Origin of the sequence: Devosia sp. FKR38, from assembly GCF_005222805.1 — a bacterium.
In the GTDB taxonomy this organism is placed as follows: Bacteria; Pseudomonadota; Alphaproteobacteria; order Rhizobiales; family Devosiaceae; genus Devosia.
In genome coordinates this window covers 628,975-642,226 of sequence record NZ_STGC01000002.1, presented here as the reverse complement: position 1 = coordinate 642,226, position 13,252 = coordinate 628,975, and the positions used below count along the sequence as shown (strand labels likewise).

At 64.2% G+C, this 13,252-nt stretch carries 18 protein-coding genes; 8 read left to right on the top strand and 10 right to left on the bottom strand.

The window, feature by feature from the left end:
* Nucleotides 1–2 precede the first annotated feature (2 nt).
* Complete coding sequence (locus E8M79_RS03120; protein ID WP_137150460.1) at nucleotides 3–617, top strand: 2,3-bisphosphoglycerate-dependent phosphoglycerate mutase; 615 nt, start codon at nucleotides 3–5, stop codon at nucleotides 615–617.
* 121 nt (nucleotides 618–738) lie between these two features.
* On the opposite strand, the gene E8M79_RS03115 is transcribed toward E8M79_RS03120, so the two are convergent.
* The gene (locus E8M79_RS03115; protein ID WP_137150459.1) at nucleotides 739–1,608 is read right to left on the bottom strand and encodes a bifunctional helix-turn-helix domain-containing protein/methylated-DNA--[protein]-cysteine S-methyltransferase; all 870 of its coding nucleotides are present in this window, start codon (nucleotides 1,606–1,608) and stop codon (nucleotides 739–741) included.
* 73 nt (nucleotides 1,609–1,681) lie between these two features.
* Nucleotides 1,682–2,167, bottom strand: coding sequence for a DUF2244 domain-containing protein (locus tag E8M79_RS03110; protein ID WP_137150458.1), 486 nt, complete (start codon nucleotides 2,165–2,167; stop codon nucleotides 1,682–1,684).
* 53 nt (nucleotides 2,168–2,220) lie between these two features.
* Between E8M79_RS03110 and nth the strand changes: the two genes are divergently transcribed.
* The gene (gene nth / locus E8M79_RS03105) at nucleotides 2,221–2,910 is read left to right on the top strand and encodes an endonuclease III (protein ID WP_137150457.1); all 690 of its coding nucleotides are present in this window, start codon (nucleotides 2,221–2,223) and stop codon (nucleotides 2,908–2,910) included.
* Nucleotides 2,911–2,913: 3 nt separating this feature from the next.
* Here nth and E8M79_RS03100 read toward each other — a convergent pair whose 3' ends face one another.
* On the bottom strand, nucleotides 2,914–3,369 hold the full coding sequence (locus E8M79_RS03100) for a DUF2214 family protein (RefSeq protein ID WP_137150456.1): 456 nt from the start codon (nucleotides 3,367–3,369) through the stop codon (nucleotides 2,914–2,916).
* Nucleotides 3,370–3,429: 60 nt separating this feature from the next.
* Here E8M79_RS03100 and E8M79_RS03095 point away from each other — a divergent pair, with 60 nt between their 5' ends.
* Nucleotides 3,430–3,990 (top strand): TetR/AcrR family transcriptional regulator, encoded by a 561-nt coding sequence (locus tag E8M79_RS03095; RefSeq protein ID WP_137150455.1) that lies wholly within the window; start codon nucleotides 3,430–3,432, stop codon nucleotides 3,988–3,990.
* A gap of 72 nt (nucleotides 3,991–4,062) precedes the next feature.
* Nucleotides 4,063–5,067 (top strand): adenosine kinase, encoded by a 1,005-nt coding sequence (locus E8M79_RS03090; protein ID WP_137150454.1) that lies wholly within the window; start codon nucleotides 4,063–4,065, stop codon nucleotides 5,065–5,067.
* A gap of 437 nt (nucleotides 5,068–5,504) precedes the next feature.
* Here the strand turns inward: E8M79_RS03090 and E8M79_RS03085 are convergent, their stop codons facing one another.
* Nucleotides 5,505–5,795 (bottom strand): hypothetical protein, encoded by a 291-nt coding sequence (locus E8M79_RS03085; protein ID WP_137150453.1) that lies wholly within the window; start codon nucleotides 5,793–5,795, stop codon nucleotides 5,505–5,507.
* A gap of 272 nt (nucleotides 5,796–6,067) precedes the next feature.
* Here E8M79_RS03085 and E8M79_RS18310 point away from each other — a divergent pair, with 272 nt between their 5' ends.
* From E8M79_RS18310 to E8M79_RS03075, 3 genes are all read left to right on the top strand, one after another.
* Nucleotides 6,068–6,214: a hypothetical protein gene (locus tag E8M79_RS18310; RefSeq protein ID WP_171015680.1), complete on the top strand. Its 147-nt coding sequence runs from the start codon at nucleotides 6,068–6,070 to the stop codon at nucleotides 6,212–6,214.
* Nucleotides 6,215–6,449: 235 nt separating this feature from the next.
* Nucleotides 6,450–7,202: a hypothetical protein gene (locus tag E8M79_RS03080; RefSeq protein WP_137150452.1), complete on the top strand. Its 753-nt coding sequence runs from the start codon at nucleotides 6,450–6,452 to the stop codon at nucleotides 7,200–7,202.
* Nucleotides 7,199–7,960 carry a hypothetical protein gene (locus E8M79_RS03075; RefSeq protein WP_137150451.1) on the top strand — a complete coding sequence of 254 codons (762 nt, stop codon included), beginning with the start codon at nucleotides 7,199–7,201 and terminating at the stop codon, nucleotides 7,958–7,960. The genes E8M79_RS03080 and E8M79_RS03075 overlap by 4 nt, the downstream gene beginning before the upstream one ends.
* Before the next feature lie 39 nt (nucleotides 7,961–7,999).
* Here E8M79_RS03075 and E8M79_RS03070 read toward each other — a convergent pair whose 3' ends face one another.
* The 4 genes from E8M79_RS03070 to E8M79_RS03055 all read right to left on the bottom strand — a co-directional run bounded on the left by E8M79_RS03070 (nucleotide 8,000) and on the right by E8M79_RS03055 (nucleotide 10,683).
* The gene (locus tag E8M79_RS03070; RefSeq protein ID WP_137150450.1) at nucleotides 8,000–8,767 is read right to left on the bottom strand and encodes a TIM barrel protein; all 768 of its coding nucleotides are present in this window, start codon (nucleotides 8,765–8,767) and stop codon (nucleotides 8,000–8,002) included.
* Entirely contained in the window at nucleotides 8,764–9,462 is a 699-nt protein-coding gene (gene pyrF / locus E8M79_RS03065; protein ID WP_137150449.1) for an orotidine-5'-phosphate decarboxylase, read from the bottom strand. The genes E8M79_RS03070 and pyrF overlap by 4 nt, the downstream gene beginning before the upstream one ends.
* 65 nt (nucleotides 9,463–9,527) lie before the next feature.
* Entirely contained in the window at nucleotides 9,528–10,133 is a 606-nt protein-coding gene (locus E8M79_RS03060) for a histidine phosphatase family protein (RefSeq protein WP_137150448.1), read from the bottom strand.
* 4 nt (nucleotides 10,134–10,137) lie between these two features.
* A complete protein-coding gene (locus tag E8M79_RS03055; RefSeq protein WP_137150447.1) occupies nucleotides 10,138–10,683 on the bottom strand; it encodes an NADPH-dependent FMN reductase in 546 nt (181 codons plus the stop codon).
* Between the two features lie 122 nt (nucleotides 10,684–10,805).
* Between E8M79_RS03055 and E8M79_RS03050 the strand changes: the two genes are divergently transcribed.
* Complete coding sequence (locus tag E8M79_RS03050; RefSeq protein ID WP_137150446.1) at nucleotides 10,806–11,213, top strand: VOC family protein; 408 nt, start codon at nucleotides 10,806–10,808, stop codon at nucleotides 11,211–11,213.
* A 111-nt stretch (nucleotides 11,214–11,324) separates the two neighbouring features.
* Here E8M79_RS03050 and dnaJ read toward each other — a convergent pair whose 3' ends face one another.
* Together dnaJ and E8M79_RS03040 are read right to left on the bottom strand one after the other, a co-directional pair.
* On the bottom strand, nucleotides 11,325–12,458 hold the full coding sequence (gene dnaJ, locus E8M79_RS03045; protein ID WP_137150445.1) for a molecular chaperone DnaJ: 1,134 nt from the start codon (nucleotides 12,456–12,458) through the stop codon (nucleotides 11,325–11,327).
* A gap of 312 nt (nucleotides 12,459–12,770) precedes the next feature.
* Nucleotides 12,771–13,229: a hypothetical protein gene (locus E8M79_RS03040; protein WP_137150444.1), complete on the bottom strand. Its 459-nt coding sequence runs from the start codon at nucleotides 13,227–13,229 to the stop codon at nucleotides 12,771–12,773.
* Nucleotides 13,230–13,252: the final 23 nt, after the last annotated feature.

Below are 13,252 nucleotides of genomic sequence, written 5' to 3'. Positions count from 1 at the left end.
CCATGACCGGCACCCTGATCCTCGTCCGCCACGGGCAGAGCGAGTGGAACCTGAAAAACCTGTTCACCGGCTGGCGCAATCCGGACCTGACGGACAAGGGCCAGGGCGAGGCGCGGGCCACCGGCCAGGCGCTCAAGGCCGCCAAGATCGTGCCCGACCTCTATTACACCTCGGGCCTGCGCCGCGCCCAGCACACGCTGGACCTGATGCTCGAAGAAATGGGCATCGCCAATGTCACCATCACCCGCAATATCGCGCTCAATGAACGCGACTATGGTGATTTGAGCGGCCTCAACAAGGATGATGCCCGCGCCAAATGGGGCGAGGAGCAGGTGCTGGTCTGGCGCCGCAGCTTTGATGTGCCCCCGCCGGGCGGCGAGAGCCTGAAGGACACCGCGGCGCGCACCCTGCCCTATTACGAGGCCGAAATCCTGCCCCAGCTCAAGGCCGGCAAGACCGTGCTGATCGCCGCGCATGGCAATTCGCTGCGCGCCCTGGTGATGGCCATTGAAGGCCTGACCCCGGCGCAGATCCTCGAGCGCGAGATCGGCACGGGCGAACCAACCGTCTATCGCATCGGGCCGGACGGCAAGCTGGTCGAGCGCGTGGTGCTCTAGCAAGCTCAAGGGCGGAGCAGGCCGCCCAGGGATTCACGTGAAACGTCGCACCGGCAACAGGCCAAATCGCTCCAGTGGAGCGATTTGCGGTGAGACGGCCTTGAGCGCTATGCGCGAATGGCTAATGGGCGGCGGAGATGACGCCCGCCTCCCAACCCAGAATGGCCCGCTTGCGCGGCACGCCCCAGTGATAGCCGGTCAGCGCGCCGGAGGTGCCAACCACGCGATGGCAGGGCACCACGAAACTGATCGGGTTCTTGCCCACCGCTGCGCCCACCGCCCGCGAGGCGGTCGGCCGGCCGATGTGGTTGGCAACCGCCGAATAGGTGGTGGCCTGACCCACCGGGATCTTGAGCAGCGTCTCCCACACCTTGACCTCGAAATCAGTGCCGATCAGCACCACCCGCACCGGGCGTTCCGGCGACCAGTGCGCCGGATCAAAGGCCTGCGCCACCATTGGGGCAATGCGGGCATCGTTGCGGGTGAAGCGGGCATTGGGCCAGCGATTGGCGAGGTCCTCGAAGGCCTGTTCGACGCTGGTATCGGCATCGGCAAAGCCCAGGCCCGACATGCCGTAATCGGTGGCGGTGACCACGGCCAGGCCAAAGGGCGAGGGGGCGGCGCCCCAGATCATGTCGAGCCCTGCCCCACCGGCGCGGAACACGCCGGGCGGCATGGCCTCATAGGTGACGAAGAGATCATGCAGCCGCGAGGTGGAGCTGAGCCCCACCGCATAGGTGGTGTCGAGCACGCTCTCCTGCGCGCGCAACAGGCTCTTGGCATGGTCGAGCGCCACGGCCTGGGCAAAGCTCTTGGGGCTGAGGCCACACCAGCGGCGGAAGAGATCGGTCAATTGCCGCTCGGTCAGCCCCAGGGCGCGGGCGAAGCGGCCGAGGTCGGCGACATCCGGGCCGTTCTCACTGAGATAGCGGATGGCGGCCTGGATGCGCTCATAGTCGCTGGCCGAATCAATGGCGACAATCTGGTTCATGGGGGCACCCGGTGATGCAGGACAGTCAGAGCTGCCGGTCTAGCGCGGGACTGAGTCCGCGGCGACCCGGTTTTTACCGGCGCTGCGCGCGGGCCTGCCGCAGCGCGGTGCCCAGCGCCCGGCCGAAACTGGAGCGATCCTCAAGGCTGAGGAAAGCCCCGACCTCGACCACATCCTTGCCATGGCGCAATTGCACCGCAGTGGTCTTTTCATCGGCATCGCGGGTGAGCAGCAGGCGCACGCTGGCGGGCTGGAAGCGCTTGAGCGTGCGCAACCCGCGCTCGTCGGTGGCGAGCAGCTCGACCTGATCGGCCCAGACGGTGATATGTTCGCGCCGCCGGCTGCGACCGCGCCGGGCCAGCACGACAACCATGCCCAGGCCGGCCAGCGCCATCACGCCGGCCACCACGGCCAGCTCGACAGGCAGCAGCAGGAACCACGGCGCCAGGAACAGCACCAGCGCCAGAACGCCCAGCAGCCAGCCATCGCGCCGGCTCATGCCGCGATGCGGTGTCAGCTCGGCCGCAAACAGCGGCGTGGTTGTCGTGGTGGTGTGCATTGGCGCGGGGCTCTCTCCCCTTTAACTATAGCGCCAGAATCGGAGCGGTGAGAATGCCTGCCAGCAAAAAAGTGAAGCCCCTGCCCAAGGCCGATGTCGCGGCGATTTTCGAGCGCTTCCATGCCATCGAGCCCGAGCCCAAGGGCGAGCTGGACTATGTCAACGCCTTTACCCTGCTGGTGGCGGTGGTGCTCTCGGCCCAGGCGACGGACGTCGGCGTCAACAAGGCGACCAAGCGCCTGTTCGAACTGGCGCCCAATCCGGCCGCCATGGTGGCGCTGGGCCAGGCCGCCATCGAGCAGGAGGTGCGCACCATTGGCCTGTTCCGCACCAAGGCCAAGAATGTGTTTCTCTTGAGCCAGCAATTGCTCGAGTTGCATGGCGGGGAAGTGCCAGCGGACCGCGACGCGCTCGAGGCCCTGCCCGGTGTCGGTCGCAAGACCGCCAATGTGGTGCTCAACATCTTCTTCAAGCAGCCCACCATCGCCGTGGACACGCACCTGTTCCGCGTCGGCAACCGCACGGGCATGGCGGTGGCATCAACGCCCCTGGCGGTGGAACAGATCCTGCTCAAGACCATTCCGCCCCAATATATGCTGCATGCGCATCACTGGCTGATCCTGCACGGGCGCTATATCTGCAAGGCGCGCACGCCCGAATGCTGGCGCTGCCCGATTGCACAATGGTGCCGCTATAGCCCCAAGACGCCGGCGCCCAACAAGCCGTTGCCGGCCCATGTGTAAGGTTCAGGCGGCGCCATAGCCGCGCGCCATGCCGGCGGCAAACAGCGGGATCAGAAAGAGGCCGATGATTTCGAGATGCAGGAACCGCCGGCTGCGGGCCACCTCGGCATCGGGAACGACATAGCCGGGATCAGCCTTGAGGCGCTTGGCCCAGCCAAGGATGGCGAGGGTGGGCTGGATGGAGAAGAGACCCACCAGCACAAACAGCACCATCTTGCCCCAGAAGGCGTGGTTGCCCAGGTAATAGCCGGCATCGGTGGCGCCCATGAACACGCGCATCAGGCCCGCCACCACCACCAGGATGGCGAGGAGGCCATAGGCGCGGTCGATCATCGCCAGCCGCTTGAGCGGCGCGCTGCCCAGGCCCGGCCGCAGCAGCGCGAACTCAACGGCGACAATGCCCACCAGGCTAAACACCGCCAGATGGTGCGCCATGGCCAGACCCAGATCGATATCCATTTGCAGCCTCGCCCGATGATATGTAATCAGTGCATACATATCTGCAGAGTCATGTGAACAATGTCAACATCCGCCAATGCCCCCTATCATCACGGCGATCTGCGCAATGCCCTGCTGACGGCGGCGCTGCTTATCCTGGACAGCGAGGGCGAGGCCGGCCTGGGCCTGCGCGATCTGGCGCGGGCGGTCGGCGTCTCCCCGGCCGCGCCCTATCGCCATTTCGATAGCCGCGCCGGCCTGCTCGAAGCCCTGGCGGTGACGGGCTTTCAGAAATTTACCGCCGAGATGCGCGCCGTGGCCGAGAGCAGTCCGGCCGATCCGCTGCTGGCCATGGGCCAGGCCTATCTGCGCTTTGCCCTGGGCAACCGGGCGCTGTTCCGCCTGATGTTTGCCGCCCAGCTCAAGCGCGACAATCGCCCCGGCCTGCGCATGGCCGCCGAGGCGGCCTTTGCCACGCTGCGCCAGGTCAGCGGCGGCTATACCACCGCCGGCCGCATTGCGGCGCTCGCCGCCTGGTCCAAGGTGCATGGCCTGGCGGTGCTGCTGCTCGACGAGCAGATTGCGCTGCGGCCCGATGAAACCCTTGAGCAACTGATCGAACAGGTCCTGGCCCGGCGCTGAGCCAGCCTGCGTTGCGCCAAACGTCATAATCCACTAAACCGGCCCTCGGCCCGTTTCCAGCTGCACAGACATATGACCCAGACCCGCTTTGACGTTCTCACCATCGGCAATGCCATTGTCGACATCATCGTTCCGGTGGACGAGAGCTTCATCATCGGGGAGGGCATGAACAAGGGCATCATGCATCTGATCGATACCGATCGGGCTGAAGACCTCTATGGCAAGATGCCGCTCAACCGTCAGCAGATCTCGGGCGGCAGCGCCGCCAATACGGCGGCCGGCGTCGCCTCGCTCGGTGGCCGCGCCGCCTTTGTCGGCAAGGTGGCCGACGACGGGCTGGGCGATGATTTCGAGAATGATTTCAATGAGATTGGCGTTCATTACGCCACCAGCCGCCTCAAGAACGGCGCGCTGACCGCCCGCTGCATGATCTTCGTCACCGACGATGGCGAGCGCACCATGAACACCTATCTCGGCGCCTGCCAGCAGCTCACCGAGCAGGACATCCGCCCCGACGAGATCGGCGCCGCCGCCATCACCTATATGGAAGGCTTCCTGTGGGACCCGCTGGAGGCCAAGAAGGCCTTCGTTTTGGCCGCCCACTACGCCCATAAGGAAGAGCGCGCCACCGCCTTTACGCTCAGCGATCCCTTCTGCGTTGACCGCTATCGCGCCGAATTCCTCGACCTGATGCGGTCCAAAACCATCGACTATGTCTTTGCCAATATCCATGAGCTGAAATCGCTCTACCAGACCGATGATCTGGGCGAGGCCGTGCGCCAGATCGCCAAGGACACCGAACTGGCCGCCATCACCATGGGCGCCGACGGCGCCATGGTGGTGCACAATGGCGAAGTGACCTCGGTGCCCGCCTTCCCCATCGATCATGTGGTTGATGCCACCGGCGCCGGCGACCTCTTCGCCGCCGGCTTCCTGCTCGGCATGGCGCGGGGCCAGACGCTGGAAACCGCGCTCAAGACCGGGTGCCTAGCGGCCAGCGAAGTGATCTCCCACATCGGCGCCCGCCCGCTGGTCGATCTGCACGACCTGACGCGGCAGCATGGGCTGGTGGGGTAGCTTATAGGGACTGCCGGCCTGCGGCTTTAGATTTTGCGGCTTGGATAATTCGTCCTATCCGCCGCTGCCTGCGGTGCAGCTGTCGAAGTCCAAAGTAACTAATTGTTGCCCCAGCAAATAAGGCGACGACACAGATCCAAAAAAGTAGGTCGCCTTCTAGCGCGTTCGGAATTGTGGCTAAGCGCTCGATGCCGAGCCAAAACGATCCGGATGCAAGAAAGCCACCAACCGAGAATTGCCCCAACTCTTCGGCTGAAGAGTCCATGAAGTCCTCTAGGTCTTCAACGGCGACGCCCACCGTCGGCAAGTCTCTATCGAGATAGTTCGCATTGACCTGTGCACCTTTCGCGGCCGCCTCTCGCTTGACAGAGCGGGGCCGCGATGAGGCTGCAGCTTCCGCGATTGCTGGGTGACTAACTGCGGCGCCAGCGGCTGCGCTAGACTTCGCTGTAGCCACTTGGGCTCCCCTCTGTCTTCTCAGTTCGCTCTATCTGCGCCGTGAGTAGGTCCCTTAAGGACACCATATCTGGGTAGCTGAGAAAAATGGCCGACCGAAACTCGGGACTGTACGCTTCGTCGAAGAATTCCAGAAAGGCGACACGAAAGCCGATGCCCGTTGGGATGCTTATGAAACGATTTACTGCATGGGCAGGTCCGCTGTACGCGGCTTTCACGTCGTCTAGTGATACCGGCAACGCCTTTGCGCGCGCTTCGCCGTCTTCTGCCATCCGAATTCTCCAAATGTCCTGACGATGCATAGTGGCACGAAAGAACAACCAACCTGAGTCTGCAATTCGCATTCTCCCCGGAAGTGGCAATCAGTGTGTTTGATACATGCGGCTGGAACTTAGGAGTGAGACTGTCCTTTCGTCGACCACGACGAAGGCACTAGCTCTCAATTGTGGAAGAGGGAATAGCCCCGCTGAGCAAGCCGAGAAAGCGATCCGAGGGACAATCGCGCATAAGGCTGGCAGACCATTTCCTCAAGCCGATGGACGACATGCGGCAGCTCATCGCCCGCGCCAGCATCAACGACCGGCGCGGAGTCGCACACCTGCTGCATGAGTGGGAAAAGCAGAATGCCCGGCGCCTTGAGGTAGAAGACGACTGGGAGCCGACGCCGTTCCCGCTCGAACGGGACCTTTAGGACGTCAGTCCAAGCTCCCCCGCATCACCGCGAGCGCATCCGCCGTCGTACCCGTCGGCCGGAACTCCAGCCCGACGGCGCCTGTACGGCCTGTCTTACGTTCCGACATCTGCAAAGATGACATCAAGACCGGTTGCAAAGACCCAATCCTGTGCAGACCGAAGGAGATTGCTGACCGCCTGGTGTCACAATACCCTCGGGTAGCAATCTTCATCATTGAGGGTCGCCCGAAGCCATGACGACTGCAGCTGAAGTCAAAAAATGGACACGCGCCCTCACATCCAGCAGGGATGACATCGTTTTGCGCGGGCGAGACTTGTTTCTTGTGCCGATACGACACGTCGTCTGCGGCCTGTCATTTCCGGGATCATGGGACAAGACACTGCCCCGGCCTTACTGGTTTGCGTCTGTCCCCTTCACGCCCCCCGCCGCAACTTTTGGCGGCAAGTGGCGAGGCAACCTGCTTGTCGGGCGATCGAACGAGGAAGGATTCACGAAATCCCTGATCGAACTGGCGGCACGCGCCATAGACGAAAAGCTCAAGCCGCTGGCGTCATTGAACCATTTCTTTGACGCGACCACGACGGGCGAAAGGCCAGCTCTGGTCTTTGGGAACTGGGAGCGGTTGCAGGATTTCCCTGACTATCACGCCCCCGTTCTGGCGGCCTTGGGCCGCCTCGAAGAGGCCGCTGATGTCGCGCTAGGCTTTGTCAGCCAACACGAACCGCGATGGCAAGCACTGCGTGCCGAGGGTGAACGCCAGATCGCTGGATATCGAGAGCGCGGCATCGGGCGGGACGCTGTCGCGTTGGCCAATCATCAACTTGCCCTTCTAGAAGATCTCAGAGCGCTGGGGCGGCTATCCGCCGGCCAAGACCGAGCCGGGGTTGTCGCCCTCCTGCACAGTTGGGAGCAGCAGGGTCTGGAGCGCTGGAATGTTCTCGATCTCTGGGAACCAACGCCCTTCCCGCTCGAGCGGAGCCCATGACCACAGCAGCGCAGGTCAATCGTTGGCTGAGGCCCGTTCTCCAGCAGCGCAGTGACCTTATCTTGCGTAAGCGCATGCTGGTGGTGCGGCCGGTGCGCCACGTCCTGCGCTGGATTTATTTCAACGGTGCTTCCTGGGACAAAAACCACCCCAAGCCTTACTGGTATATCGACTTTTTGCCATCGCCGCCCTTTTGGCGCGGGCGTCCCTGGTTCGACGAGATATGGGTTGGCTATACGACCGATATCGACTTCGAGACCAGCTTGAACGCCAATGTCTTGCAGACCCTAACGGGCAGACTCGACCAAGTTCCGTCCATAGAGGCGCTTCTCGACAAGACGCAGGGCAGCACTGGGTTCGGCGACGTGACCGGTCTCACGCGGCTAGACAGCCTTGTCGCCTACCACGGTCCCGCACTGGCGGCGGCAGGGCGGATGGCCGAAGCGGCGAAAGTCATCGATGATTGGGTCCGCCGGACTGAGGCTGCCTATCTGAACGAGCTGGCTGAAGGCCGGCGGTTGCTCGCCAAACGGCCCAATAGCCGCTTGGGACAAGTAACTTCGCGCCTGGCGACGGAGTATCTGGACTTGCTTGGTGAGCTCAAAGCACTCGCAGCGCTGTGTAAATCAGGGGATCGCGCGGCAATTGGAGCCCAGCTACGACAGTGGGAGGCCCACAACGTCAACCGCCTCGGCCTGGTCGACCTCTGGGAGCCTTGCCCCTATCCAGTTGAACTGGGCTGCGGAGATCAGGCCTAGTCGCCTATCCCTTCCCGCTCGAGCGGGACCTTTAGGACGTCAGCCCAAGCTCCCCTGCATCATCGCCAGCGCATCGGCCGTCGTCCCCGTCGGCTTGAACTCCAGCCCGACGGGGCCGGCATAGCCCTGTGCTTCGAGCCAGGCGAGTTTCTGCTTGAGCGGCAGCGTGCCGCTGCCGGGCTGGTTGCGGCCGGGGTGATCGGCGATGTGGACGTGAAAGATGTGGTCGAGTCCGCCGGCGAGGACCGCTTCGGGGTCTTCGCCCATCACCATGGAATGGTACATGTCATAGGTCAGCCCGATCTCGGGCCGGTTGACGGCGGCGCAGATGGCGAGACCCTCGGTGGTGCTGGTGAGATAATAGCCCTTGTGATCGACGCGATCATTGAGCGGTTCGAGCGCCAGGCGCACGCCGCTGCCCTGGAGCACATCGGCCGAGCGGGCCATGGCACTGGTCAGCGCCTCATGCTGGCGGGCGCGCTCGACACCGGCCAGCAGCGGCCCGGACTGGCAGATCAGGATCGGGGCGCCCAGGCGCAGCGCCACGTCGCGGCTTTTTTCCAGACCAGCCAGGAACCGGTCATGGTCGGTTTCCCGCGTCAGCTCGGCAAAGGGCTCGGCGACGATGCCGGCCAGTTGCACGCCGGTGTCGCTGAGGGCGCGTTCGATGGCGTCGAGATCCTTGTTGGACCACATCCAGAATTCGACGCGGTCAAAGCCGGCGCCTTTGGCCAGGCTGATGCGCTGGGCAAAGTCAGCCGTCTCGGGGACGAACAGCATTTCGATGCAGGCGGAATAGCTCGTCATGCCAGGCGCGTCCCGCTGTTCATGTCCGCCAGGACCGCCCGGGCAGCGGCGGCAGGATCGGCGGCTTCGATGATCGGGCGCGCCACCACCAGATGGCTGGCGCCGGCACTAAGCGCCTGGGCGGGGGTGGTCACCCGCTTCTGATCGCCCTTCTCGCCGCCGGCGAGGCGAATGCCGGGGGTGACCACGGCCATCTTGGGCCCGACGATCGAGCGCACCATCTGCGCCTCCTGGGCGGAAGCCACCAGCCCGCCAATGCCGGCGTCGCGGGCTTGCTCGGCGCGCAGGGATACCAGGCCCGCCGTATCGCGGGCAAAGCCGGCTTCGAGGAGATCGGCATCATCCATCGAGGTCAGCACCGAGACGCCCAGCACACAGAGGCCGCTGCCGGCCGCGCCGCGCACGGCAGCGCGCATGCACTGCGGATAGGCATGGACGGTCAGCATGGTCGCGCCGGTCTCGGCGATGGCGGCGACGCCCTTTTCGACCGTATTGTCGATGTCGAGCAGCTTGAGATCGAAGAACACCTTCTTGCCCGCCTTGAGCAGATCCTTACCCAGGGCAAAGCCATCGGCGCCATAAAAGCACTGGTAGCCAATCTTGTAGAAATCGACGCTGTCGCCCAGAAGCGCGACGATCTCCTCGGCGCGTGCGCGGGACGAAACGTCCAGACCCACGATGAGTTGGCCAGCCATGGTCTTTCCTCCGATGTCGATTGATCAGCCCGGACTAGACCAATTTGCCGCGCGCCGCAACGGCTTCAGGCAAACCAGCCGGGCTTGAGATCTTCCATGGCGGTCCAGTCGCAGCCCAGATGGCCTGCGTCCAGATCGAAGAAAAAGCCATTGCCGCCGCCCGGATGGGCGAGGCGCCGCTGGTCCTCGCGCCGGTCGATGCGGCGGGCGCCGACATGGCATTTCAGCAGCGTGCCCACCGCGCCATGGCCGCAGAACACTGCCGGCGTGCCCTTGGGCACCCCGGCCAGCGCCGTGGTCACCGTATGGACGATGCGCCGCTGCGCATCGATGGCGCGCTCCCAGCCATCGGCACTGTCGCGCGGATGGGCAAAGAAGCGATCGGCGGTGGCCTCGAACAGCGCGGGCGGCAGAAAGCCGGTGGCGCTGCGATCGTTCTCGCCCATCAGATGATCGGTGAGCACCAGCGCGCCACAGGCGGCGGCGAGGATTTCGGCCAGTTCCATGGCCTTGGTCTCGCGGCTGGAAAAGACCATCGCGCCCATCGGCACTACGCCCCTTGCGGCAAAGGCTTCGGCGCGCTGGCGGCCCTCGTCACTGAGGCCCCACAGCGGCACCGGCACCTTGGCGTCGATGCGCACCTGCGGATGGGTCAGATAGAGCGCCAGCATGGGCCTAGCCTCGCGAAAAGCTGGTCAGCTCAGTGACCATCTGCTCGACCTTGCGGGTAATGGCCGGCTCGACCAGTTCGCCCTTTTCGTCAAAGGCCTGATCGGCCGGGCCGATGCCCAGGAGGGTCGGCACCACCAGCGCGCCCATTTTGGTGAGGGATTCGCGCAGATGGCTGAGGCCCCAGATGGTGCCATATTTGCCCGAGCTGACCCCGCCAATGCCGAAGATGGCGTGGCGGAAGGGGCTGGGGCGCTGCCGGCTGACCCAGGTGACGGCATTGACCAGCAGCGGCGTCAGCCCGCCATTATATTCGGGGCTGGCGATGAAGACGATGTCGTGGCTGCGCCACAACTCGGCCAGTTGCACGGCCGCCTCGGGCACGCCATGGGGCTCAAGGTCTTCATTAAAGATCGGCATGGGGAAATCACCGAGGCTAATGGCATTGACCGCAACGCCCGCCTCGGTCAGTTTTCTGCCCATCTGCGCCTGCAGCATGGTGTTGACCGATCCCTTGCGGATGGATCCGGATAGCGTCAGTGCCGTTTTCATGCCGACCTCGTGTCATGGAATGTCGAAACTGGCCCGGCTCGACCGTAGAGGCAAGGGCGTTGTCCGAACCATCGGACCGCCGGGACCAGTAAGGCCCCACTGCCAATGTGAAGGAGACTGCCATGTCGACAATGCTTTTCGTCAACCTGCCCGTGCGCGACCTGCCGGCGGCCATGGCCTATTACAAGGCCCTGGGCTTTGACCACAATCCGCAGTTCACCGACGAGACGGCGGCCTGCATCGTCATCAGCGACAGCATTTTCGTCATGCTGCTGACCCATGACAAGTTCAAGCAGTTTTCCAGCGCGCCCATTCCCGATCCCATGCTGCAGACCCAGGCACTCTATGCCCTGTCATGCGACAGCCGCGCAGCGGTCGATGCCATTGCCGAGGCCGGGCTCACGGCCGGCGGCCGCGAGACCCGCGACGCGCAGGACTATGGCTTCATGTTTTCCCGCGCCATCGCCGATGTCGACGGCCATGTCTGGGAATATGTCTGGATGGATATGAGCCAAATGCCGCCCGCCTGAGCGGGGCGGCAACACAGGGGGCCGAGCGGGGGGCACCCGCGTGCCATGCGGGCATAGCCCTTATGGCCTTGAGGCGGGAAATCGCTCCACCGGAGCGATTTCGTTCCCGCCTCAAGCTTCGAACATCTTCTTGATCTTGTCGAAGAAGCCGCCCGAGGTGGGATTGGTTTCTTCGGTTTCGAGCTTGGCGAATTCTTCCAGCAGCTCGCGCTGGCGCCGGCTGAGCGCCTGGGGCGTCTCGATGTCGAGCTGCACATAGAGATCGCCGACATCCTTGCTGCGCAGCACCGGCATGCCCTTGCCCTTGAGGCGGACACGCTGGCCCGGCTGCGTACCAGCGGCGACCTTGACCTTGGCGCGGGCGCCATCGAGCGTGGGCACCTCGAACTCGCCGCCCAGGGCAGCGGTGGTCATGGCGATGGGCACGCGGGCATAGAGATCGGCGCCATCGCGCTGGAACAGGTCATGCGGGCGCAGCGAGATGAAGATGTAGAGGTCGCCCGGCGGGCCGCCGCGCAGCCCGGCCTCGCCCTCATTGGCCAGGCGAATGCGGGTGCCGTCTTCAATGCCCTTGGGAATATCGACGCTGAGCTTGCGGTTTTCCTGCCGGCGACCCTGGCCGCCGCAATCGGTGCAGGGCTGGTCCATCATCTGGCCGCGGCCCTGGCACACCGGGCAGGTGCGCTCGATGGTGAAGAACCCCTGCGCCGCGCGCACCTTGCCATGGCCATTGCACTGCCGGCAGGTGTGGGTGCCCGTGCCGGGCTTGGCGCCGCTGCCATCGCAGGTGGTGCAACCCACAAGGGTCGGCACGTCGATCTCGACGGTGCGGCCCTCAAAGCTCTCTTCGAGGCTGATTTCCAGATTATAGCGCAGATCGCTGCCGCGCAGCTTGGCGGCCCCGCCGCCGCCACCGCGCCGGCCACCGCCCATGAAGTCGCCAAAAATGTCCTCAAAGATATCGGACATCGACGAATTGAACTCCGGCCCGAAGCCGGAAGGACCCCGACCGCCGCCATTTTCAAAGGCGGCATGGCCGAACCGGTCATAGGCGGCGCGCTTCTGGCCGTCCTTGAGCGTGTCATAGGCCTCGTTGATTTCCTTGAACCGCGCCTCGGCCGCCGCGTCGCCCGGGTTGCGATCGGGGTGATGCACCATGGCCAGCTTGCGGTAGGCGCTCTTGAGAGCGGCGTCATCGGCGCCCTTTTGGACGCCGAGCACCTCGTAGAAATCCCGTTTGGACAAGAACCTGTGTCTCCAATACGTTGCCGTCGCGGCGCGCGCGCCCAGCCCGAACCTGGCCCCTAGATGGCAATCAACGGCCCGACTCACAAGGGGGCCGAGGCGCCTGTGTGGCCCTTGGCGTCGATTGCGCGTCGTTTTCCGCCAGCGGCGGCTGTCACTGCGTCCTGGGGCAAACCAATTGGCGCTGATGTATCAACTGCGCGCGCCCGCTTCAACACGCCTGATTCGCCCAAAACGCCCGCCCAGACATGACAAGGCCCCGGATCGCTCCAGGGCCGCTTCATGGATTCACGTGAAACTCTGGCGTTTCGATCAGCCCAGCAGCTCGGCGACGGGCACGCCCTTGTCCATCAGCTTCTTGCGCGCGGCATTGACCACATCGACGCTAAAACTGTCTTCGTGGCGCATCACGATGGCTTCGCTGGTCAGCGCCGCCTTGCCGCCGGCCACCAGACGGTCAAAGCCGTCGCTGATCGCCTCTTCCATCATCTGGTCGGCCAGCACGCGCTCGGCGCCGACCCGCTTGTGCTTGGCCCGCACCTTGACCAGGCGCGTGACGCGGCCATTGTCGGCGGTGCGGAATTCCTCGGCGGCCACCAGGCTCGTCCAGAATTCACGTTCGATATCGCCGTCATGGGCGTTGCCGGCCAGCTCGGCGATGCGCATCTGGCAGCCAAAGGCCAGGTCGGCATAGCCAAGGCGGACGGCATTGGCCATCAGCTTGCGCAGTTTTTCAGGGTCGGTGAAGCTTTGGGGGTCTGGAATGTTCATGGATCACCTTACCCACTTCCCCG